Here is a 20,950-nt window from a genome sequence, read left to right on the forward strand (position 1 = left end):
AATTAATTATAAAGGGATGCAAATATAGTCATTTAAAATTCAATATTTCAAACCTAATTCATTAAAATTTAAGATTATAAACGATTATTTTTGCCAGACCTAATTTTTATATATGACTTTTAGTAAAACTTTAACAGATTGGTATTCAGTCAATAAGCGTCAACTTCCTTGGAGACAGACAACTAATCCGTATTATATATGGTTGTCTGAAATAATTTTACAGCAAACTCAAATTAAGCAAGGTTTACCATATTATGAAGATTTTGTTACTACATTTCCAACAGTTTTCGACTTAGCGAGTGCAAATGAGGCTGAAGTTTTAAAACTTTGGCAAGGTTTAGGCTATTATTCTAGAGCTAGAAACTTGCATTTTGCAGCAAAATATGTTGTAAATGAGTTGGGGGGTATCTTCCCTAATACCTATAAAGATTTATTAAAATTAAAGGGTGTGGGCGATTATACGGCGAGTGCTATTGCTTCAATTTGTTATAATGAAATCTCTGCTGTTGTAGATGGTAATGTATATCGTTTATTATCGCGGTATTTTGGAATATATACTGCAATAAATTCGTCTAAAGGCGCAAAAGAATTTAAAGCTTTAGCTCAGGAATTAATCGATAAAAAAGATCCTGCCACTTTTAACCAAGCTGTAATGGAGTTTGGTGCTATACAGTGTAAGCCTAAAAGTCCAGATTGTTCTGTGTGCCCCTTTAATAAGAGTTGTTATGCTTTTGGTAAGGGAGTTATAAACGAACTACCTGTAAAAATAAAGGCAGCAAAAGTGTCTAAGAAATATTTTAATTTTTTAGTGTTTTTAACACCTAATCAAACTACTGTTTTAGAACAACGTCAGGGTAAAGGGATTTGGCAAAATCTGTATCAGTTTCCTTTAATTGAGTCAGAAAAGGCGCTAAATCATAAGCAATTACAGTTGGAGTTAGAGTCTTTCGAGGTGTTACAAGGAAAAACTTTCGAGGTGTCTTTATATAATAAAGAAGAAATTATTCATAAATTATCACATCAACATTTATATACAAGATTTTGGATTGTAGAGGTAGATGCTAACATTGACGGTGCTATTTCTGTGTTTGATGTAGAAGATTTTCCTGTACCTATCTTAATTGGAAATTTTATAGCAGATTTCAATTTTTAGTCTCGGATAGTTATATCTTATAATTTTTTTGTTAATTTTAAAAAAGTTGAACTACAAAGTGTAATTTTGCAGTTCGTTAAAAAACAATTTATGGCTGGAACGTTAAATAAAGTGATGCTTATTGGGCATTTAGGAGATGATGTTAAAATGCACTATTTTGAAGGAGGTGGTTGTGTTGGTCGTTTTCCTCTAGCAACCAATGAAACTTACATGAGTAAGCAAACTAACGAGCGTATTACAAATACCGAATGGCATAATATTGTGGTACGTAATAAAGGTGCCGAAATTTGTGAAAAGTACTTAAGTAAAGGCGACAAAATTTATGTTGAAGGGCGTCTTAAAACTAGAAAATGGCAAGACGAATCTGGTCAAGAACGTTACTCCACAGAAATACAATGTACAGATTTTACCTTTTTAACAACAAAAAAAGAAAGTTTAGCTAATGCGCAACAATTGCCGCAAGAAGTAAAACCTACAGAAAATAAATCAACAGCAAGTCAAGATACATCTAGTGTAAAAGACGATTTGCCGTTTTAATTGTTTAACTAAATTTATTCCAATTGGACCCTGACCCCTCGAGTTTTTTAGCTCTAATTCCCGCGATAAATATTCCATTAATTATTGGTGTCGTGCTTTTGTGTGTTTTACTTATTTGTTCAGCACTTATTTCTGGAGCAGAAGTTGCTCTATTTTCTCTTACAGTTACAGATATTGATGAAGGCATAGAAAACGATTCTAAGGCCATTCAAATTATCTCAAAATTATTAGAACGTCCTAAAAAATTGTTAGCAACTATTCTCGTTGCCAATAACTTTATAAACATAGGTATTGTTATTCTCTTTGCTTATTTAGGCGATATTATGTTTAATAGTATTACCTCTGAAGTAGTTCGTTTTATTCTTGAAGTTGTTTTAGTAACATTCTTAATTTTATTATTTGGAGAAATATTACCAAAGGTTTATGCCAGTAGAAATAAAATGAAATTTGCCACATTTATGGCTATACCATTACAGGTTATGGATGTGTTGTTTTCTCCTTTAAGCATACCAATGCGTAGTATAACCTTAGGAATTCACGCCAAATTAGGGAAGCAAAAATCTAATTTCAGTATCGATCAATTATCCCAAGCTTTAGAGCTAACGAGTGAGGCAGATACTTCTAAAGAAGAACATAAAATTTTACAAGGTATTGTCTCTTTTGGAAATACAGATACCAAGCAGGTTATGCGTCCAAGAATAGATATTTTTGCCTTAAATAAAGATTTAAAGTATTCCGAAATTATTTCTGAAATTGTATCAAACGGGTATTCAAGAATTCCTGTTTACGAAGATAATATCGATAATATAATAGGGATTCTTTACGTTAAAGATTTGTTGCCTTATGTAGATAGAAAACAATTTGATTGGATTTCTTTAATTAGAGAGCCGTTTTTTGTGCCAGAAAACAAAAAATTAGACGATTTAATGGGTGAGTTTCAAGAGAAAAAAGTCCATTTAGCAGTTGTTGTAGATGAATATGGAGGAACTTCTGGACTGATTTCTTTAGAAGATATTATTGAAGAAATTGTTGGAGAAATTAGTGATGAATTTGATGATGAAGATTTAGTGTATTCTAAGTTAGACGATCATAATTACGTGTTTGAAGGAAAAACTCCATTAAAAGATTTCTATAAAATTATTAAGATTGAAGACGATTCTAATTTTGAACAAAAAAAAGGAGAAGCAGAAACTGTTGCAGGTTTTGTGTTGGAGCATTCTGGGAATTTCCCGAAATTAGGAGCGAAAATTAGTTTCGAAAACTATTTGTTTACTGTAGAAGCCTTAGATAAAAAGCGTATTAAACGCGTAAAAGTTACCATTTCATAATATGTCAAAATACATTCAAAATAGTCTTATACTTATTTTATTAATTTTTGTGATCTCTTGTGATGAAGATCCTACTCCAAAACCTAATGCGTATTTAAGGTTAAGTTACCCAGAAGCGCATTATATTCAAACCGATTTAGATGTGCCTTTTACATTTAATAAAAATAAATTTTCAACTAATGTTGAGGCTAAGAAAATGGTAGGTAAAGAAAATTATGGTGTTAATATTGAATATTCTCATTTAAAAGGAACCATTTACTTAACGTATAAAAACATTAATGAAGACTCTAAAAATTTAATGGAGTTTATTAAGGATGCTCAAAATTTCACCCAAAAACACACTATTAAAGCAGACGAAATTGCAGAGCAAGTGTATATAAACGATGAGCGAAAAGTGTATGGTATGTTTTATGAAGTAGGCGGAAATGCAGCTTCACAATCTCAGTTTTACATTACAGATAGTGTAAAACATTTTTTAACAGGGTCTTTGTATTTCTACGCTAAACCTAATTACGACTCTATTTTACCAGCAGCAAAATATCTAGAAAAAGATATAAAACAGATCATGGAGTCTGTGTCTTGGAAGTAAAATTAGCTTTTAAGTATTGTATGTTTCATTATATTAATTCCTTAAAGTTTTTATAAGTTTAAAATAGTTTTCAAAAAAAAGACTAATTTAAGGCTATGAAAAAACTGAAAAAAAAAGATATAAATCAAGAGGTTTTTGATTTGTATGACGATTATGTGCATAGTAAAATTGAAAGGCGTCAATTCTTGAAAAAATTATCGTTGTATGCTGTGGGAGGGATTACCTTGTCGTCCTTGCTTAGTTTTATTTCTCCAAACTATATAGATTCGGTTTTAGTTAATACAGACGATTCTCGACTAGATTCAAGTTATATTACTTATAATTCTCCTAGAGGAGGTGGAGGTATTAAAGCACTACTTTCAAAACCAAAAAACGTTACAAAGAAACTTCCGGGGATTATTGTTGTTCATGAAAATAGAGGTTTAAATCCGTATATAGAAGATGTAGGAAGACGTGCAGCTTTAGAAGGGTTTATATCTATAGCTCCAGATGCGTTAACTCCTTTGGGTGGATATCCAGGAAGTGATGATGCTGGTAGAGAATTGCAAAAGAAACGGGATAAGAATGATATGTTAGAAGATTTTATTGCTGCTTTTAACTATCTGAAAAATAATGAGGATTGTACTGGAGAAATAGGAGTTGTTGGTTTTTGTTTTGGAGGTTGGATTTCCAATATGATGGCTGTACGAATACCTGATTTGGGGGCTGCAGTGCCGTATTATGGCAGTCAGCCTAGTGACGAAGAAGTCGCTGAAATTAGTGCGCCTCTAATGTTGCATTATGCCGAATTAGATAAACGTGTTAATGCAGGTTGGTCAGACTATGAAGTCGCTCTTAAGTCTAATAATAAGCAATATGAGGCTTTTGTATATCCAGAAGTTAATCACGGCTTTCATAATAATACAACACCAAGGTATGATGAAGCTGCAGCAAGTTTATCATGGAACAGAACGATTTCTTTCTTTAAAGAGAATTTGAAGTAGTTAAGTTATTTAAATATAAAATAATAAAAAAGCATTTCGAAAGAGGTGCTTTTTTATTGATTAATAATTTGTGATGTTTTTTGTGTTGTGTATAAATGGGTATGTGTTTTAAAGGCCGTGTTTTATTATCGTTTATTCAGGGTTATGCTATAATTAAAACAAATTAGATAATACGTCTTTATTAATAATCATCTATATTTAATAGTTGTCAATTTTGGTAACATAAATTACTTTTAATAAAATTCACTTATGTGGTTACGTGTTAGTTGTGATTTGGCTTTCGATGTAGAAACTCCAACGCCTTTTATTTTAATGTTACGGCCTCGTAGTGGTGCGGAACAATGGGTTGAGCGCGATGAATTTAAAATCTCTCCCAATGTGTCAATCATAGAATTTACAGATGGTTACGGGAATCTGTGTCAAAGATTTGTTGCTCCAAAAGGAGATTTGACTATTTATACGACTTCAGATGTGAAAACGTCTGAATTTGTTGATGTAGATTTTGAAGCCCCTTTTGTAGAAATACAGCATTTACCAAACGATGTACTTTGTTATTTACTGCCTAGCAGATACTGTGAGTCCGATCGCTTTAATGATCTGGCTAATACAATTACAGCAAATAAAATGCTTGGTTATAAACAAGTGTATGCTATAGAAGAGTGGCTACGCCAAACGATTAGTTATATTCCAGGGAGTAGTGCTTATCCAACCTCAGCTATAGAGGTAAATCAAAAAGGGTCTGGTGTTTGTCGAGATTTAGCCCATTTGGGAATTGCGTTATGCAGAAGTTTAAGTATTCCTGCGCGTATGGTGGTTGGGTATTTGCATAATTTAAAACCCATGGATATGCATGCTTGGTTTGAGGCTTATGTTGGTGGACGTTGGTATGTTTTTGATGCCACACAATCAGGAGTAAAAGGCGGATATGTGTCTGTAGGCTACGGACTAGATGCAGCCGACGTGGCTATTTTTAATCAGTTTGGACCTGTTGTTCATACAATAAAACAACATGTTACTGTGACTCAAATTAAAAATTAAGACACGAGCTGTTTTGTAGATCTATTTAAATACAACTAAGAGTATGTTCGTGTTAAAATGAATAATTATTATTAAGTCATGTGTAAAATATAAAAGCATCTCTTTTTGAGATGCTTTTATATTTATTTATGTAACAGCGTTTAAATTCATGCTTTTTAAGTCGTACAACATCTTTCTTTTCTGTCTGCAGAATATGCCATCGTAACACCTTCAAATTTACTTTTAAAGTTTCCGTTACAGAGTTATCTATTTTCTTGTTTCTTTTGTACTTGTTGTTTCAAAATTATCTACAGTTTTCATGTCATTTACACTGTACATATCTCCAGATCCAGTTACAGTCTCTTCAAGTGTTGCTGTATTTACTTTAGAGACATCATATTCTACCATAGCTAATTTTTTGTCAAAACTTACTGTTGCAGATTTTACTCCATCAAGTTTAGATAATTTTTTCTCTATGGTATTAGCGCAACCAATTTGGCAAGTCATTCCTTTAATAGTGAATTCTGCTTTGGCATAAGTTGCATTTGGATCTATAGTTTTAGCTACAGTTTCTATAGGAGTAGCCGCTTCTACTGTTTTTATTTCAGGTTCAGCTGATTTGTTTTTACATGAAAAAGATACTACTGAAAGTAATACTACAGCAAAAATAATTTTAAAATGTTTCATTTAGTCAAAAATTTATAGGTGAACAAATTTAGTGATTTAAGTGATTTTTCATGTTAAAAGTTTCATTTTTGTAGCGTTAGAATAAGTTATATGAGCGAAAACACTTCAAAATGGGCCTATCTTTTTGTATTGTCGTTAATCTGGGGGAGTTCCTTTATTTTAATGAAAAAAGCACTTATTGGAGTGACTCCTTTTCAATTGGGAGCTTTAAGAAATATTTTTACAGCTTTAATCTTATTTACGGTAGGTTTAAAATATATTAAAACTATAGATAAAACTGCTTGGAAATGGATTGCGTTATCTGGAGTTTTTGGATCGTTTATACCTGCTTTTCTATTTGCTATTGCTGAAACGGAAATAGATAGTGCTATTGCTTCTATTTTAAATTCTTTAGTGCCGCTTCAAACCATATTAGTTGGTTTTGCGGTGTTTCAAATAGCATCAACGAAACGTCAGATTTTTGGTGTTGTTTTAGGGTTTATAGGAACTGCTTTGTTAGTTATGGAAGGAGCCGATTTAAATCCACATCAGAATTACTTATACGCGGGCTACATTGTATTAGCGACTGTAATGTATGCCTTTAATGTAAATATTATTAAAAGCCATTTACAGCATTTAAAACCACTAACCATTGCGACTGGTAATTATGTGGTGGTGGTAATTCCTGCGTTTATAATATTGTTGTTTACTGGTTTTTTTGAAAGTTCTAATTTGCATCAACCAGCACTTAAAATGGCTTTAGTTTATATTTTTATTTTATCCTTTTTTGGAACAGCATTGGCTAAAGTGTTATTTAATAAATTAATTAGAATATCTACGCCTGTATTTGCCTCTTCTGTAACCTATGTAATGCCTATTGTTGCGTTAACTTGGGGGTTTTTAGATGGAGAAGGTTTTAGTTTATTACAAGGTTTTGCTTCTTTAATTATTTTGTTAGGCGTGTATTTGGCTAATAAAAAGGCATAAAAAAACCGAAGCGTGAACTTCGGTTTTAATCTGAAATATTTTAGTCTGATTATTTGAAATCTTCGTCTGAAATACCTTCGTTAACTTTTATTTCTGTAACTGTAAAATCGAATTTTTGAGGTCCCATAGTTTGAGATAATTTATAAGGAAATTTAATACCGTTTAAATCTTTATAATCTGAATAAAATAATGAAGAGCTTCCCATAGGAGTTGTTCTTTCTTCTTTTATTTTTAGTCCAGAATCTACGCTAAAGAATAAAGATAATTCCTCGTCTACTTTAATTTTATAGGCGTTTTCTCCATCTACGGCTTCAATTTTTTCTAAAGTAACACCGCTGTCTAAATAGCCAACTTCAGGAAAAGGAGCAGATTCTGCTATAGTTTTCTTAACCTCATCTTCTGTCATGTCTTTTTTCTGACCTTGCATAACGGCGTATCCAGTTTTACCATTCATTGCTGTTTTCATTATAGATTGTCCCATGGCAGTAATTTCTTGGGCAAATTGATTTTTAGATGTTTTCTTCATTTCTAAAACCATCATAACCCCTGGTTGTACTTCTGCTTCAGCTTGCATTAAAAGCGTGTTTACAGTACCTACTTTTTCTTTTCCACCAATAGCAGTGATATAGTTTTGAATTACAGTTTCTGCAGTTACGCCTTCAGGAATAGCAATCTCGTAAACCGGTTTCTCTATAGGTGTTGCATATTTATCGTAATATTTAATTGGAAGTCCTGTTTTTTCAAGATTAGTTAAAATATCACTTCCTTTACCTACAACAATAACACGTGAATTTCCAGATTCAAAATATTTGTTCGCTGCTTTTTGAATGTCTTCTGCCGTTACAGCATTTATTTTTTGTAAATACGTTTCGTAGAAATCTTCTGGTAAGTTGTTTAATTTAATGTCTAAAGCATACCCTGCAACAGTTTCAGGTTTTTCTAAAGCCATAACAAAACTACCAATGTATTTTGCTTTAGCACTTTCTAAATCTTTAGGGTTTACAGGTTCTGTTTTAATTCTATTAATTTCATTTAAAATTTGAACAACGGCACTATCTGTAACTGTGTTTCTTACTTGAGAGCTTGCTTCAAAACGGCCAGCGTTATAACGGCTATCGTTAAGTGAGGAATAAGCACCATACGTGTAAGCATGTTCTTCACGAAGGTTTTTAAATAAATAACCTTCTCCACCACCACCTAAAATGTAGTTTGCAAGTTTAGCAGCAAAATAATCGGCATTATTCATTTTAAAATCAACATTATTTGTTACAACAATGTTAGATTGTACTGCGTTTGGAGCGTCTATAAAGTCTATTTGTGTGCTGTTAACATTTGCTGTTAGAGCAGGAGTTGCTGTGGTTATTTTAGCAGCTTTTTTCCATTTACCAAAATCTTTAGTAATGGCTTTTTTTACTTTTTTATAGTCTACATCTCCAACAACAACGAGGTATGCGTTGTTAGGAATAAAATAAGTGGTGTAAAAATCTTTAACGTCTTGAAGTGTTACATTGTTAACTGTTTCTTCAGTAGTGAATTCTCCGTAAGGATTGTCTTTTCCGTAAGATAATGCATCACCAACTCTAGAAGCAATAGCATCAACACTTTTTTCTTGAGATTTTAAACCTTCAATAAGTTGTTTTTTACTTTTTTGAAATTCCTCTTCAGTAAATAATGGATTGATTGCTGCATCTGCCATTAATTCTAAAATACGTTCAGTATATTTTGTTAAAGATGATGCGTAACCACTTTGAGATCCAAATCCTAAACGAGCTCCTAAGAAGTCTATTTCGTCATTAAATTCGTCTTTAGGAATAGATGTTGTTCCGTTACCTAACATGTCAGAAAGTAAGCTTGAAACGCCTGCTTTGTTGCCTTCGGTAATAGGTGTGTTGTTTAATCTTAAAGAGTAAGTTACTTTAGGTAATTTATGGTTTTCTACCACAAGTACTTTAATTCCGTTTTTTAGTTGGAATTCTTGTGGTGTTTTTAAAGTAATTTTTGGAGCAGGTCCTGGTTCGGGTTGTTTAGATCTGTCTATTTGAGCATGAACGCCAACAGACATTAAAAACAATACTAATAATATTGATATTTTTGTTTTCATTTTGTATACGTTTTTGGTTATTGCTTTTTCTCTTCCGGTAAGTATTCTAATAATAACCTTTGGTTAGTGTTTAAATACTTTTTAGCAACAGCTTGAATATCTTCTCTGGTAATAGATCTGTAAATATTAATTTCGTTATTAATTAAATTAACATCGTCGTAAAGTAGATAATAAGTTGCTAAAGAGCTTGCAATACCTTCGACACTAGAATTTGAGTTTACAAATTGGTTTTCAAATTGATTAAGTAGTTTTTGGTAATCTCTTTCTGAAATTAAATCGGTTTGAATTTTTACAATTTCTTCATCGATTTCTTTCGTTAAATCTGTAAGTTTTATATCTCCTAACGGAAGTCCGTAAATAATGTAAGCACTATAATCTTCCTGACTAATATTCATCGCTCCAACTTGTAAAGCCATCTTTTTTTCGTCTACAAGTTTTTTGTATAGTTTAGACGATTTTCCGCCACTTAAATATTGAGAAATCATATTTAAAACATAAGAGTCTTTGGCTTTGTAAGATGGTGTTCTGTAAGCTTCAATAATAGCAGGCACTTGAATGTTGCTGTCGTAAGCTTTAGCATCAATTTCTGTGGTAATAGGATTTTCTTTTGGTAAGTTTCTTACAATAGGAGTTCCTTTTGGAATTGGACCAAAGTAATCTTTAATCATTTTCTTAACTTCAGACTTATTTATATCACCAGCAACAACTAAGACAGCATTGTTTGGAATGTAATATTTTTTATTGAAGTCTTGAAACTCCTGAAGCGTTGCAGCATCTAAGTGTTCCATTTTACCAATAGTTGTCCATCGGTATGGGTGTTTTTTAAAAAGATTAACTTTTACTTGTTCTAAAAACTTTCCGTAAGGTTGGTTATCTACACGCATACGTTTTTCTTCTTTTACCACCTCGTTTTGTGTGTCTACACCTATTTGGTTAATAATAGGATGCATTAAACGTTCAGACTCTAACCATAAGCCTAGTTCTACTTTATTAGAAGGGAAAACTTCGTAATAATAGGTTCTGTCGTCTGTAGTGTTAGCATTGAATTTACCACCGTTTGCAGGGATAATTTTCATAAATTCTCCACGTTCAATATTTTCTGTACCTTCAAATAATAGGTGTTCAAAAAAGTGGGCAAATCCTGTTCTTTCTGGATTTTCATCTTTAGCTCCTACGTGGTACATTACCGAAGTCGTTACAACTGGAGCAGAATTGTCTTGGTGTAGGATAACATGCAGTCCGTTGTCCAAATCGTACTCTTCAAATTCAACTTTTTGAGCTGTAGCCAAATGACCTACAAGCAACAAAGAAGCTAAAGAAAATAAGCATTTTTTCATTGTGAGTTTGTGTTAAGTTGATTTTTGATTTATTGATATGTCTAATAGCATATGTAATAGTTACATACTTAAGCGAAAATAAGGAATGATTACTTTTTAGAAGTGTAATCTGTTAAAAAAATATATATTTTTATGAATTGGTAAATATGAAGGATACATTTATTAATTCTGTAAAGAATAACTATTTTAAGTAGCTAATTGTTTGTAATAAAAGATAACAAAATATTGATATTAAGAAACTTGTCTTGTTTTTAATGCAAAATTTTTAAAAAGAGCATATTTTTTGTTTCTATTTATAGAAAACATTTGTTGTTTAATTAATTAGGAGTATATTTGCACTCATTTTTGAATAAAATTAATAAATAAAACGTTACGCTATGTACGCAATTGTAGAGATAGCAGGGCAACAATTTAAAGTTGTAAAAGACCAAAAAGTGTTTGTTCACCGTTTAGCTTCTGAAGAAGGAGATGCAGTATCATTTGATAATGTACTTCTTATAGGAGACGGTGACAATATTACTTTAGGCGCCCCGGCTATAGATGGAGCACAAGTAAGTGCAAAAATCTTAAAACACCTTCAAGGTGATAAAGTTATTGTTTTCAAGAAAAAGAGACGTAAAGGTTACCGTGTTAAAAATGGTCACCGTCAAGCTCTTACTGAAATCGTAATTGAAAGCATTGCTGCTTCTGGAGCTAAAAAAGCTGCACCAGCAACAAAAGCTAAAAAAGCAACTGCTACTAAAGCAGATGATTTAAAGAAAATCGAAGGTGCTGGACCTAAGGCTGCTGAAGCTTTAGTAAATGCAGGAATCGATACTTTCGCTAAAGTAGCAAATACACCAGCTGAGAAATTAAGCGAAGTATTAACTGCTGCTAGTTCAAGATTATCTCACATCGTTACAGAAACTTGGCCTAAACAAGCTCAGTTAGCTGCAGATGGTAAATGGGATGAGTTAAAAGTATTACAAGACAAATTAGACGGTGGAATTGAAAAGTAATTTTCAAATTCATTATTATTAACAATATAAAACCTTAAGACAATGGCTCACAAAAAAGGGGTAGGTAGTTCTAAGAACGGTAGAGAATCAGAATCAAAACGCTTAGGTGTTAAGATTTTTGGAGGTCAAGCCGCAATCGCAGGAAATATCATCATAAGACAAAGAGGAAATACACATCACCCAGGTGAAAATGTGTATGGAGGTAAAGATCATACATTACATGCTAAAGTAGATGGTGTTGTGAAATTTACAAAGAAGAAAGACAACAAGTCTTACGTTTCTATAGTTCCTTTCGAGGTTTAAGAAATAATTTTCTTTACAATATTAAAGTCCTTGCAATTATTTGCAAGGACTTTTTGTGTTTCGGTTTATTTATATTTTTTTAAATTAAATCAACTTCAGTATAACCCATAAAAAAAATCCCAAACGAAATACGCTTGGGATTTTTAATATTTATAAAATAGTTGCTAATTTAATAGTGCAACTTGCTTCTATTTAGTATCTGTAATACTCAGGTTTAAACGGTCCTTCAACAGTTACTCCAATGTATTCTGCTTGGTCTGCTTTTAACTCTGTAAGTTCAACACCAATTTTAGCTAAGTGTAATTTTGCTACTTTTTCATCTAAATGTTTTGGTAACATATATACTTCGTTTTTGTAAGCGTCTCTGTTAGTCCACAATTCGATTTGTGCTAAGGTCTGGTTTGTAAATGAGTTACTCATTACAAAACTAGGGTGACCAGTTGCACAACCTAAGTTTACTAAACGACCTTCGGCTAATAAAATAATATCTTTTCCGTCTATTGTATATTTATCAACTTGAGGTTTGATTGTGTTTTTAGTATCTCCGTAATTATCGTTTAACCAACCTACTTGTATTTCATTATCGAAATGGCCAATATTACAAACTATTGTTTTGTCTTTCATAGCTTTAAAATGTTCGCCACGAACAATATCTTTGTTTCCAGTAGTGGTAATTACAATGTCTGCATTAGAGACTACAGTTTCTAATTTTTTTACTTCAAAACCATCCATTGAGGCTTGTAAAGCACAAATAGGATCTATTTCTGTAACAGTAACTATACTTCCTGCACCTTTAAAAGATGCCGCTGTACCTTTACCAACATCTCCATAACCACAAACTACAACGCGTTTTCCTGCTAGCATAACATCTGTAGCACGACGAATAGCATCTACAGCACTTTCTCTACATCCGTATTTGTTGTCGAATTTAGATTTTGTAACAGAATCGTTTACGTTAATTGCTGGCATTGGTAATGTCCCATTTTTCATACGTTCGTATAAACGGTGAACTCCAGTTGTTGTTTCTTCAGATAAACCATTAATACCATCAACTAATTCTGGGTATTTGTCTAAAACCATGTTGGTTAAATCTCCACCATCATCTAGAATCATGTTTAAAGGCTTTCTGTCTTCACCAAAAAATAAGGTTTGTTCTATACACCAGTCAAATTCTTCTTCATTTAATCCTTTCCAAGCATAAACAGCTGTGCCGCCTTCAGCAATTGCAGCAGCAGCTTGATCTTGAGTAGAGAAAATATTACAAGAACTCCAAGTTACTTCTGCTCCTAAAGCTTTTAAAGTTTCTATTAAAACGGCAGTTTGAATGGTCATATGTAAACATCCTGCAATTCTTGCACCTTTTAAAGGTTGGCTTTCTTTGTACTCTTCACGAAGGCTCATTAAACCTGGCATTTCAGCTTCGGCTAACTCTATTTCTTTTCTTCCCCAAGCCGCAAGCGACATGTCTTTTACTTTATATGGTACGTAAGGAATCGTTTTTGTATTCATAATTGTATATTTGTCTCTAAATTTAAGAGCGCAAAGTTACATAATAAGTACGAGAAATATAAATGCCAGTATATAAAACACTACATCCTAATTCACAAACTACTGTTAAGATATGGAAGATCACGGAATCTTATGATGAATTGTTTCAAGGAGTTAAGATGAAACCCGATAGTTTATTGCGTGTATTTGGTATGAAAAGTGAACTTCATAGGCGTGGGTTTTTAAGTGTAAGACATCTTTTAGCTGCTTTTGGATATACAGATTTCGATTTGTATTACGACGAAAATGGTAAACCACACTTAAAAGATGGTAAATATATTTCGATAACGCATTCGTTTAATTTTTCTGGAGTTATTATTAGTGATAGTAAAACAGGAATAGATATTGAGAAAAATCGAGAAAAAGTAAAATTAATAGCCCATAAATTTTCAAATTATGAATTTTGCTACTTAAATGAAGATGAAATTGATTATGTTAAAAAACTTACCGTTATTTGGGGAGCAAAGGAAGCATTATATAAATTGTATGCGACACCAGGATTAAGTTTTCATAATCATATTTTGGTGATACCTTTTGATTTAAATGAAGGCAAAACAATTGCTTGGATAGATTATAAAGAAAACAAGAGGCGCTTCGACATCTATTTTTTAGAGATAGAAGATTTTACTTGTGTATACACCGTGACATAAATAATGAACGTATTAAATCATATTTTAAATAACATTTTTAATAACAGGAAACAGTTAGCAGTACTAGTTGATCCCGAAAAAATTAGATTGAGTGATGTTGAGAAATTTGTTAAAAAAATTAATCAATCTGTTGCCAATTATATTTTTGTTGGTGGGAGTACGGTTCCCATAGACCTTACAGAGCCTTTAGTTTTAGAAATTAAAAGACATACAAAACTTCCTGTTGTATTATTTCCTGGAGATGTAGCACAAATTACAGATAAAGCCGATTCTTTATTATTCTTATCATTATTGTCTGGTAGAAATCCAGCGTATTTAATAGGTAAACACGTAGAAGCTATTCCTAGATTAAAAGAAACTAGTTTAGAGATTATTCCAACCGGATATCTTTTAATCGAAAATGGAGTCACTACAATGGTTCAAAAAGTGACTGAAACAGAACCTATGTCGTGTAAGCATGTCGAAAATATTGTTAATACTGCTTTAGCTGGAGAATTGTTGGGCATGCGACTTATGTATTTAGAAGCGGGTAGTGGAGCTAAAAGCCCAGTCTCTCCTGAAATAATAAAAGCCGTAAGTAACGATTTAAGTATTCCTTTAATTGTTGGAGGTGGTATTAAAACTAAAGCACAAATGGAGCTCGCTTTTGATGCTGGCGCTAATCTTGTTGTTATTGGTACTGCTTTAGAAAAAAATGAAGACCTATTCAACGATCTAAAACGTTGGTAAGCATTTAAATAATTATAGGAATTAATTCATATAAACTAAAATCCTTAGTATTTTTGGTTATTGTTAAATGACATCTTTGTTCATTATAAATTAATCAAAATTAAAATATCATGAAAATATCAGTAGAATTAACTTTAATGCCTTTAAATGCAGATTATGAGCCACCAATACAAGAGTTTATAAAGGATTTAAGAGCATCAGAATTTACGGTTTTAGAAAACCCTTTAAGTACTCAAGTGTATGGAGATTTTGATAAAGTTATGCCTTTTCTAACAGACGCTTTAAGAACATCTTTTGAAAAACAAGAGGGTGTTATTGCAAATATGAAAATTGTGAAGAGCGATAGAAGCGACTATGTCCCAAATTTTTAATTTCCTCTTTGGCCAATATGAAGGCTATCAAACCATAAATATAGTATTAGAAATTGTTGCCGTTATTTTTGGTTTTTTATCGGTGTGGTATTCTAAAAAGAATAACATATTGGTGTTTCCAACAGGTATGGTTAGTACGCTTATTTTTGTGTACCTGTTATTGCATTGGGGACTCTTAGGAGACATGATGATAAATGCTTACTATTTTATAATGAGTGTTTATGGTTGGTACGTTTGGACACGGCAAACAGGAGAAAACCAATTAACTCCTATTTCTACAATGACAGCTAAAGAACAAAAAATAGGAGTAGCAATATTTTTTGCTACAATAGTATTTGTGTATGTGGTTTATACTGTTTTTGATAAGTTAAATAGTTGGACGGCTTGGGTAGATATGCTCACTACAGCTTTATTTTTTGTAGGAATGTGGCTTATGGCAAAACGAAAATTAGAGAATTGGATTTTTTGGATTATAGCCGATGTTATTTCTATTCCGCTCTATTTTTATAAAGGATTTACATTTACAAGCCTACAATATTTAGGATTTACATTTATAGCAATTTCAGGATATTACGCATGGAAGAATACCTTAGGCAAAGACCTTCAAACAGTTTAAAAATAGTTTTGTTTGGACCAGAATCGACAGGGAAAACCGTGTTGGCAAAACAATTAGCAACGCATTATAATACTGTTTTTGTACCAGAATATTCAAGAACATATGCTCTCGAAAAATTAAAAAATAACGAAATGCTAACCGCCGCAGATGTTATGCCTATTGCAAAAGGGCAAATTTTTTTAGAGAATGAGTTAACCCAAGTTGTTGAAAAGCTATTAATTTGCGATACCAATTTATTAGAGACAAAGGTTTATGCAGAACTCTATTACAAAGGGTTTTATAATGAAGTTTTAACAGCTTCGGCAATTAAAAATCATTATAATTTATACTTTTTAACGTATATTGACATGCCTTGGGTAGCAGATGATGTGAGAGATAAACCTAACGAAAGAGAAACTATGTTTAATGCTTTTGAAAAAGCGTTAATCGATTACAATAAACCCTATGTTTTATTGAAAGGAACGTATAAAGAGCGTTTCGATTTAGCCGTAAAACATATAGACAATTTAATATTAAAGCAAACATGAACTTTTCAGAACAAGATTTAAAACAAATAGATAATAAGGGCTTAACCTTGCAGAAAATAGATTCGCAAATAGAGCAATTTCAAAATGGTATTCCTTTTATAGATTTAGAATCACCAGCGATATTAAATCATGGTATTTTAAAATTTGATGAAGTAGCACGTAAAAACTATGTCGATGCTTACGATGGAAAACGCGATAACATATCTGTTTTAAAATTTGTTCCTGCTTCTGGAGCTGCAACTAGAATGTTTAAAAATTTATTCAATTTTGTTGCTAATTTCAATCCAGAAAGTGAGGAGTCTTTCAGTGCTTATGCTGAAAAAAACAACGATAAAAATCTAATTTCATTTTTCGATGGATTAGAAAAATTACCTTTTTACGATTTAGTAATCGAGGTTATACTTAAAAGTTATCCTGAATATAAATCTTTCAATGCTGATAAACAAAAATGGATTTTTGTAAACGTGATGCTAGGTGAAAAATATTTAGATTACGGGGCTTTTCCAAAAGGATTGTTGCCGTTTCATAAATACGATGATCATATTTCTACGGCTTTTGAAGAGCATTTGTTCGAAGCGGCTTCTTATGCATCAACAAATAATAATGCACATTTACATTTTACAATCTCAGAAACTCATAATGATAAGTTTGAAGCAGAGTTTAAGAAGATTAAGTCTCGAGTAGAAAAGGCAACTGGATTAGATTATAATATCTCATTTTCATTTCAAAAACAATCAACAGATACAATTGCATTAACTCCAGAAAAAGAGCCATTTCGTGAAGATGATGGGAGTTTACTATTTAGACCTTCTGGACATGGCGCTTTAATCGAGAATTTAAACGATTTAGATGCCGATGTTATTTTTATAAAAAATATTGACAACGTAGTGGTTTCTAAATTCAAGGAAAATATTGTTGAATATAAAAAGGTTCTTGCAGGGGTGCTTTTAGAGCTTCAAGAACAAGTATTTACTTATTTACAACAGTTAGATAATAACGTGTTAAATGAGAATGAATTGGTTGAAATTGCCGAATTTTTACGACGTAAATTAAATGTTGATATTTCTATTGAATTTGAGAAATATGCTTTACAATATCAGGTTGAATATTTAAAAGAAAAATTAAACAGACCGATTAGAATTTGCGGGATGGTTAAAAATGAGGGAGAGCCAGGAGGTGGTCCATTTTGGGTAGAAGATCACAGAGGTAATCTATCGCTTCAAATTGTAGAATCTGCACAAATTGATTTAAATAACAGCATTCAAAAAGATATCTTAAATGGGGCTACCCATTTTAATCCAGTAGATTTGGTTTGCGGTACTAAAGATTATAAAGGTAATACTTTTAATTTGTTGAAATTTGTAGATCCTAAAACAGGTTTTATTACTCAGAAAACAAAAGGCGGACAAGATCTTTTAGCTCTTGAATTACCTGGATTATGGAATGGAGCTATGGCAAATTGGAATACGGTTTTTGTAGAAGTCCCTTTAGAGACTTTTAATCCTGTAAAAACAGTTGCAGATTTATTAAAACCTGCTCATCAAATGTAATTATGATTGATAATGCTCAGCTTATTTCAGAATTATCTTTTAAAGCCGTACGTAGCTCTGGTGCCGGTGGGCAACATTTAAATAAGGTCGCTTCAAAAGTAGAATTAAGTTTTAGTATCTTAGAATCATCAGTATTAAATGACAATCAAAAAGAACGACTCATAACTAAACTTCAGTCTCGATTAACTAAAAATCAGGTGTTATTATTACAGTGTGGCGAAAGCCGTAGTCAGCATAAAAACAAGGAATTGGTTATCAGTCGTTTTTTATATATTTTAAAGGAAGGGTTGAAAGTTTCTAAACAGAGACGAACTACAAAAATTCCAAAATCTGCAATTAAAAAGCGTCTTAAAAGTAAGCGCCTGGTCTCGGAGCGAAAAACATCTAGACGTAAGCCAAACTTAGATTAGAATTCATAAAAAAAATTTAATTTATCCAGAATTGTTACTACATTTGTAGCGTTCTCATAAAGGGGTGCCTATTATCGGCTGAGATCATACCCATTGAACCTAGAACAGGTAATGCTGTTTAGGAATCGAGCATTAAAAAATGTCTAACAAACATTTTAGCTAGTGCGATAAAGTTATCAATGTTATTTTGTACTTCTAAATCTAAACGTGTTATGCATTACTCATGTCATGATTTAAAATCAAAAATAACAGTTTCAATATCGTATAAGTTTAAGTGCTCAAAATTAAAATCAATCTAAAAATATAGAATAAGGACCTCTTTTTATTCGATTAACACATTATCGAATGAAACATTTTTTTGTTTTAGCATGCTGTTTAATATCAGGTATTTCAGCATTTTCTCAAGAAGAGAAAACACAAGATTCAACAACTGTTAATACCGAAACTTTAGACGAAGTTTTGGTTACTGCAGTTCGAGTGCAGGCAACTTCTCCAATTACACACTCTAACGTAGATAAAGCAACTTTGGCCAAGCGTAATCTTGGTCAAGATCTTCCAATGTTATTAAACTATTTGCCTTCGGTAGTTACTACCAGTGATGCTGGTGCAGGAATTGGATACACAGGAATTCGTGTTCGTGGTGTAAGTGCACAATCTACAAATGTTACCATTAACGGAATTCCGTATAACGATGCAGAATCTTTAGGTACATTTTGGGTTAATTTAGGAGATATTGCTTCGTCTGTAGAGAGTCTTCAATTACAGCGTGGTGTAGGTACTTCTACTAACGGGTCAGGAGCCTTTGGAGCAAGTATAAACGTATTAACAGATGCCGTATCTAAAGTCGCAAGTGCAGAAATTTCTAACAGTTTTGGTAGTTTTAATACGAGAAAACACAATACAAAATTCAGCACGGGTTTATTAAACAATCATATTGAAATTGCAGGACGCTTATCTGTTATTAAATCTGATGGTTATGTAGATCGTGCCTCGACAGATTTAAAATCTTATTTCTTACAAGCGTCTTATATAGACGATAATACCTTAATCAAAGCCGTAGTTTTTGGGGGGCATGAAAACACATATCAATCTTGGAATGGTATTGAGAAAGAGACGCTTAAAGACGATAGAACGTATAATTCTGCAGGAATTTACACTGATGATGAGGGGAACGTAAAATTTTACGATAATGAAGTAGACGATTACCAACAAGATCACTATCAATTACATTGGAACGAGCGTTACAATAACAATTGGTCTACTAATTTAGGTTTAAATTATACCAAAGGGAGTGGGTATTTTGAGCAATATAAAGAAGATGCAGAGTTTGCAGATTATGGATTAAATAATGTAACCATTGGAGGAGAAACCATTGAAGCTACAGATATTATTCGTCGTCGTTGGTTAGATAATGACTTTTATGTAATTAATGCTAATGCGAATTTTAAAAATGAATATATAAATGCTTTTTTTGGAGGATCGTTTAGTACCTATGATGGCGACCATTTTGGAGAAATAATTTGGTCTAAATATGCTAGTAATAGTGAAATAAGAGATCATTATTACGATGGTAATGGGAAGAAAAAAGATTTAAGTGTATTTGCAAAAGCAACATTTAGATTAAATACGCAATGGAGTTTATTTGGAGATTTACAAATGCGTTTTGTAGATTATAAAACGAGCGGAATAGATTCTGATCTCTTACCTTTAAATATAGACGAACAATATAATTTCTTTAATCCTAAAGCAGGTGTAACTTATGAGTTAGATGGAAATAATAATATGTATTTTTCTTATGCACGTGCAAATAGAGAGCCAAATAGAGACGATTTTCAGAATAATTCAGATATTAAACCAGAACAATTAAACGATTTTGAATTAGGGTGGAGACATGAAAAACAACGTTTTAAATTCAATGCAAATGTGTATTATATGCAGTATAATGAGCAATTGGTGTTGTCTGGCAGAATAGACGATGTTGGGAATCCAATTAGAACAAACAGTGGTGAAAGTTACCGTTTAGGATTAGAAATAGAATCTGCCATAGGGATTACTAAAGCATTTTCTATTCAGCCAAATATTACTTTTAGTACCAATAAAAATAAATCAGTTTATGTTCCGTTTGATGGTGTGCTGAAAGATTTTGGATCTACAAATATCTCGTTTTCTCCAGATATTGTATTAGGAAATGCTATTGTTTTTCAACCTAATACCTTATTTCAAGTTTCATTGCTAAGTAAGTTTGTGGGCGAACAATATATGGGAAACACAGATTCTGAAACTTCTAAATTAGATAGTTACTTTGTAAATGATTTAAATATTACTTACGAATTTAAAATGAAATCTATTTTTAAGTCAATTATTTTAAGTGGTGTTGTCAATAATATTTTTAACGAAAAATATGTGTCTAATGGCTATTATTACACTTATGATGATGATTGGAGTAGTTCAACTTCAATAACAACAATAGAAGGTGCAGGATATTATCCGCAAGCAACTACTAACTTTTTAGTAGGAGCAACTTTAAAATTTTAAATAAAAAAGGGCAAT

The 20,950-nt window shown here is 32.1% G+C and carries 21 protein-coding genes and 1 riboswitch; of the genes, 17 read left to right on the forward strand and 4 right to left on the reverse strand.

Annotated elements, in window-relative coordinates:
• The first annotated feature begins 112 nt into the window (after positions 1 to 112).
• From mutY to Q1B05_RS03695, 6 genes are all read left to right on the forward strand, one after another.
• Positions 113 to 1,153 (forward strand): A/G-specific adenine glycosylase, encoded by a 1,041-nt coding sequence (mutY, locus tag Q1B05_RS03670; protein WP_299777698.1) that lies wholly within the window; start codon positions 113 to 115, stop codon positions 1,151 to 1,153.
• Between the two features lie 90 nt (positions 1,154 to 1,243).
• Positions 1,244 to 1,690 carry a single-stranded DNA-binding protein gene (gene ssb, locus Q1B05_RS03675; protein ID WP_299777700.1) on the forward strand — a complete coding sequence of 149 codons (447 nt, stop codon included), beginning with the start codon at positions 1,244 to 1,246 and terminating at the stop codon, positions 1,688 to 1,690.
• A 23-nt stretch (positions 1,691 to 1,713) separates the two neighbouring features.
• The gene (locus Q1B05_RS03680) at positions 1,714 to 3,018 is read left to right on the forward strand and encodes a gliding motility-associated protein GldE (RefSeq protein WP_299777702.1); all 1,305 of its coding nucleotides are present in this window, start codon (positions 1,714 to 1,716) and stop codon (positions 3,016 to 3,018) included.
• Between the two features lies 1 nt (position 3,019).
• Positions 3,020 to 3,607 (forward strand): gliding motility lipoprotein GldD, encoded by a 588-nt coding sequence (gene gldD / locus Q1B05_RS03685; RefSeq protein WP_299777704.1) that lies wholly within the window; start codon positions 3,020 to 3,022, stop codon positions 3,605 to 3,607.
• 95 nt (positions 3,608 to 3,702) lie between these two features.
• The gene (locus Q1B05_RS03690; protein ID WP_299777706.1) at positions 3,703 to 4,590 is read left to right on the forward strand and encodes a dienelactone hydrolase family protein; all 888 of its coding nucleotides are present in this window, start codon (positions 3,703 to 3,705) and stop codon (positions 4,588 to 4,590) included.
• 249 nt (positions 4,591 to 4,839) lie between these two features.
• The gene (locus tag Q1B05_RS03695; RefSeq protein WP_299777708.1) at positions 4,840 to 5,628 is read left to right on the forward strand and encodes a transglutaminase family protein; all 789 of its coding nucleotides are present in this window, start codon (positions 4,840 to 4,842) and stop codon (positions 5,626 to 5,628) included.
• Positions 5,629 to 5,874: 246 nt separating this feature from the next.
• Here Q1B05_RS03695 and Q1B05_RS03700 read toward each other — a convergent pair whose 3' ends face one another.
• Positions 5,875 to 6,294, reverse strand: coding sequence for a heavy metal-associated domain-containing protein (locus Q1B05_RS03700; protein ID WP_299777711.1), 420 nt, complete (start codon positions 6,292 to 6,294; stop codon positions 5,875 to 5,877).
• A gap of 90 nt (positions 6,295 to 6,384) precedes the next feature.
• On the opposite strand from Q1B05_RS03700, the gene Q1B05_RS03705 reads away from it, so the two are divergent.
• Positions 6,385 to 7,260 (forward strand): EamA family transporter, encoded by an 876-nt coding sequence (locus tag Q1B05_RS03705; protein ID WP_299777713.1) that lies wholly within the window; start codon positions 6,385 to 6,387, stop codon positions 7,258 to 7,260.
• 49 nt (positions 7,261 to 7,309) lie between these two features.
• On the opposite strand, the gene Q1B05_RS03710 is transcribed toward Q1B05_RS03705, so the two are convergent.
• Positions 7,310 to 9,361 (reverse strand): pitrilysin family protein, encoded by a 2,052-nt coding sequence (locus Q1B05_RS03710; RefSeq protein ID WP_299777714.1) that lies wholly within the window; start codon positions 9,359 to 9,361, stop codon positions 7,310 to 7,312.
• 17 nt (positions 9,362 to 9,378) lie between these two features.
• Positions 9,379 to 10,698 (reverse strand): pitrilysin family protein, encoded by a 1,320-nt coding sequence (locus Q1B05_RS03715; protein ID WP_299777716.1) that lies wholly within the window; start codon positions 10,696 to 10,698, stop codon positions 9,379 to 9,381.
• A gap of 377 nt (positions 10,699 to 11,075) precedes the next feature.
• Here Q1B05_RS03715 and rplU point away from each other — a divergent pair, with 377 nt between their 5' ends.
• Both rplU and rpmA read left to right on the forward strand, forming a co-directional pair.
• Positions 11,076 to 11,696 carry a 50S ribosomal protein L21 gene (gene rplU / locus Q1B05_RS03720; RefSeq protein WP_299777717.1) on the forward strand — a complete coding sequence of 207 codons (621 nt, stop codon included), beginning with the start codon at positions 11,076 to 11,078 and terminating at the stop codon, positions 11,694 to 11,696.
• 42 nt (positions 11,697 to 11,738) lie between these two features.
• Entirely contained in the window at positions 11,739 to 11,999 is a 261-nt protein-coding gene (gene rpmA, locus Q1B05_RS03725; RefSeq protein WP_299777719.1) for a 50S ribosomal protein L27, read from the forward strand.
• Positions 12,000 to 12,191: 192 nt separating this feature from the next.
• On the opposite strand, the gene ahcY is transcribed toward rpmA, so the two are convergent.
• Positions 12,192 to 13,508, reverse strand: a complete 1,317-nt coding sequence (gene ahcY, locus Q1B05_RS03730; RefSeq protein ID WP_299777721.1) for an adenosylhomocysteinase — start codon at positions 13,506 to 13,508, stop codon at positions 12,192 to 12,194.
• Positions 13,509 to 13,570: 62 nt separating this feature from the next.
• Between ahcY and Q1B05_RS03735 the strand changes: the two genes are divergently transcribed.
• The 8 genes from Q1B05_RS03735 (at position 13,571) to Q1B05_RS03770 (ending at position 20,935) form a co-directional block, all read left to right on the forward strand.
• Complete coding sequence (locus tag Q1B05_RS03735) at positions 13,571 to 14,197, forward strand: 4'-phosphopantetheinyl transferase superfamily protein (RefSeq protein ID WP_299777723.1); 627 nt, start codon at positions 13,571 to 13,573, stop codon at positions 14,195 to 14,197.
• 3 nt (positions 14,198 to 14,200) lie between these two features.
• Positions 14,201 to 14,926 carry a geranylgeranylglyceryl/heptaprenylglyceryl phosphate synthase gene (locus Q1B05_RS03740; protein WP_299777725.1) on the forward strand — a complete coding sequence of 242 codons (726 nt, stop codon included), beginning with the start codon at positions 14,201 to 14,203 and terminating at the stop codon, positions 14,924 to 14,926.
• A gap of 110 nt (positions 14,927 to 15,036) precedes the next feature.
• Positions 15,037 to 15,297, forward strand: coding sequence for a thiamine-binding protein (locus Q1B05_RS03745; RefSeq protein ID WP_299777727.1), 261 nt, complete (start codon positions 15,037 to 15,039; stop codon positions 15,295 to 15,297).
• Positions 15,281 to 15,913 (forward strand): nicotinamide riboside transporter PnuC, encoded by a 633-nt coding sequence (gene pnuC, locus Q1B05_RS03750; protein WP_299777729.1) that lies wholly within the window; start codon positions 15,281 to 15,283, stop codon positions 15,911 to 15,913. Before Q1B05_RS03745 ends, pnuC begins: the two co-directional genes overlap by 17 nt.
• Positions 15,874 to 16,440, forward strand: a complete 567-nt coding sequence (locus Q1B05_RS03755) for an ATP-binding protein (protein ID WP_299777731.1) — start codon at positions 15,874 to 15,876, stop codon at positions 16,438 to 16,440. Before pnuC ends, Q1B05_RS03755 begins: the two co-directional genes overlap by 40 nt.
• Positions 16,437 to 17,990 carry a DUF4301 family protein gene (locus Q1B05_RS03760; RefSeq protein WP_299777733.1) on the forward strand — a complete coding sequence of 518 codons (1,554 nt, stop codon included), beginning with the start codon at positions 16,437 to 16,439 and terminating at the stop codon, positions 17,988 to 17,990. The genes Q1B05_RS03755 and Q1B05_RS03760 overlap by 4 nt, the downstream gene beginning before the upstream one ends.
• Positions 17,991 to 17,992: 2 nt before the next feature.
• Positions 17,993 to 18,400: an alternative ribosome rescue aminoacyl-tRNA hydrolase ArfB gene (arfB, locus tag Q1B05_RS03765; RefSeq protein WP_366944333.1), complete on the forward strand. Its 408-nt coding sequence runs from the start codon at positions 17,993 to 17,995 to the stop codon at positions 18,398 to 18,400.
• A gap of 50 nt (positions 18,401 to 18,450) precedes the next feature.
• A riboswitch (TPP riboswitch) is annotated at positions 18,451 to 18,542 on the forward strand.
• 203 nt (positions 18,543 to 18,745) lie between these two features.
• Positions 18,746 to 20,935: a TonB-dependent receptor gene (locus tag Q1B05_RS03770; protein WP_299777741.1), complete on the forward strand. Its 2,190-nt coding sequence runs from the start codon at positions 18,746 to 18,748 to the stop codon at positions 20,933 to 20,935.
• The last annotated feature ends 15 nt before the right edge of the window (positions 20,936 to 20,950 follow it).

The sequence above is a fragment of the uncultured Formosa sp. genome (assembly GCF_947500765.1).
GTDB lineage: Bacteria > Bacteroidota > Bacteroidia > Flavobacteriales > Flavobacteriaceae > Formosa.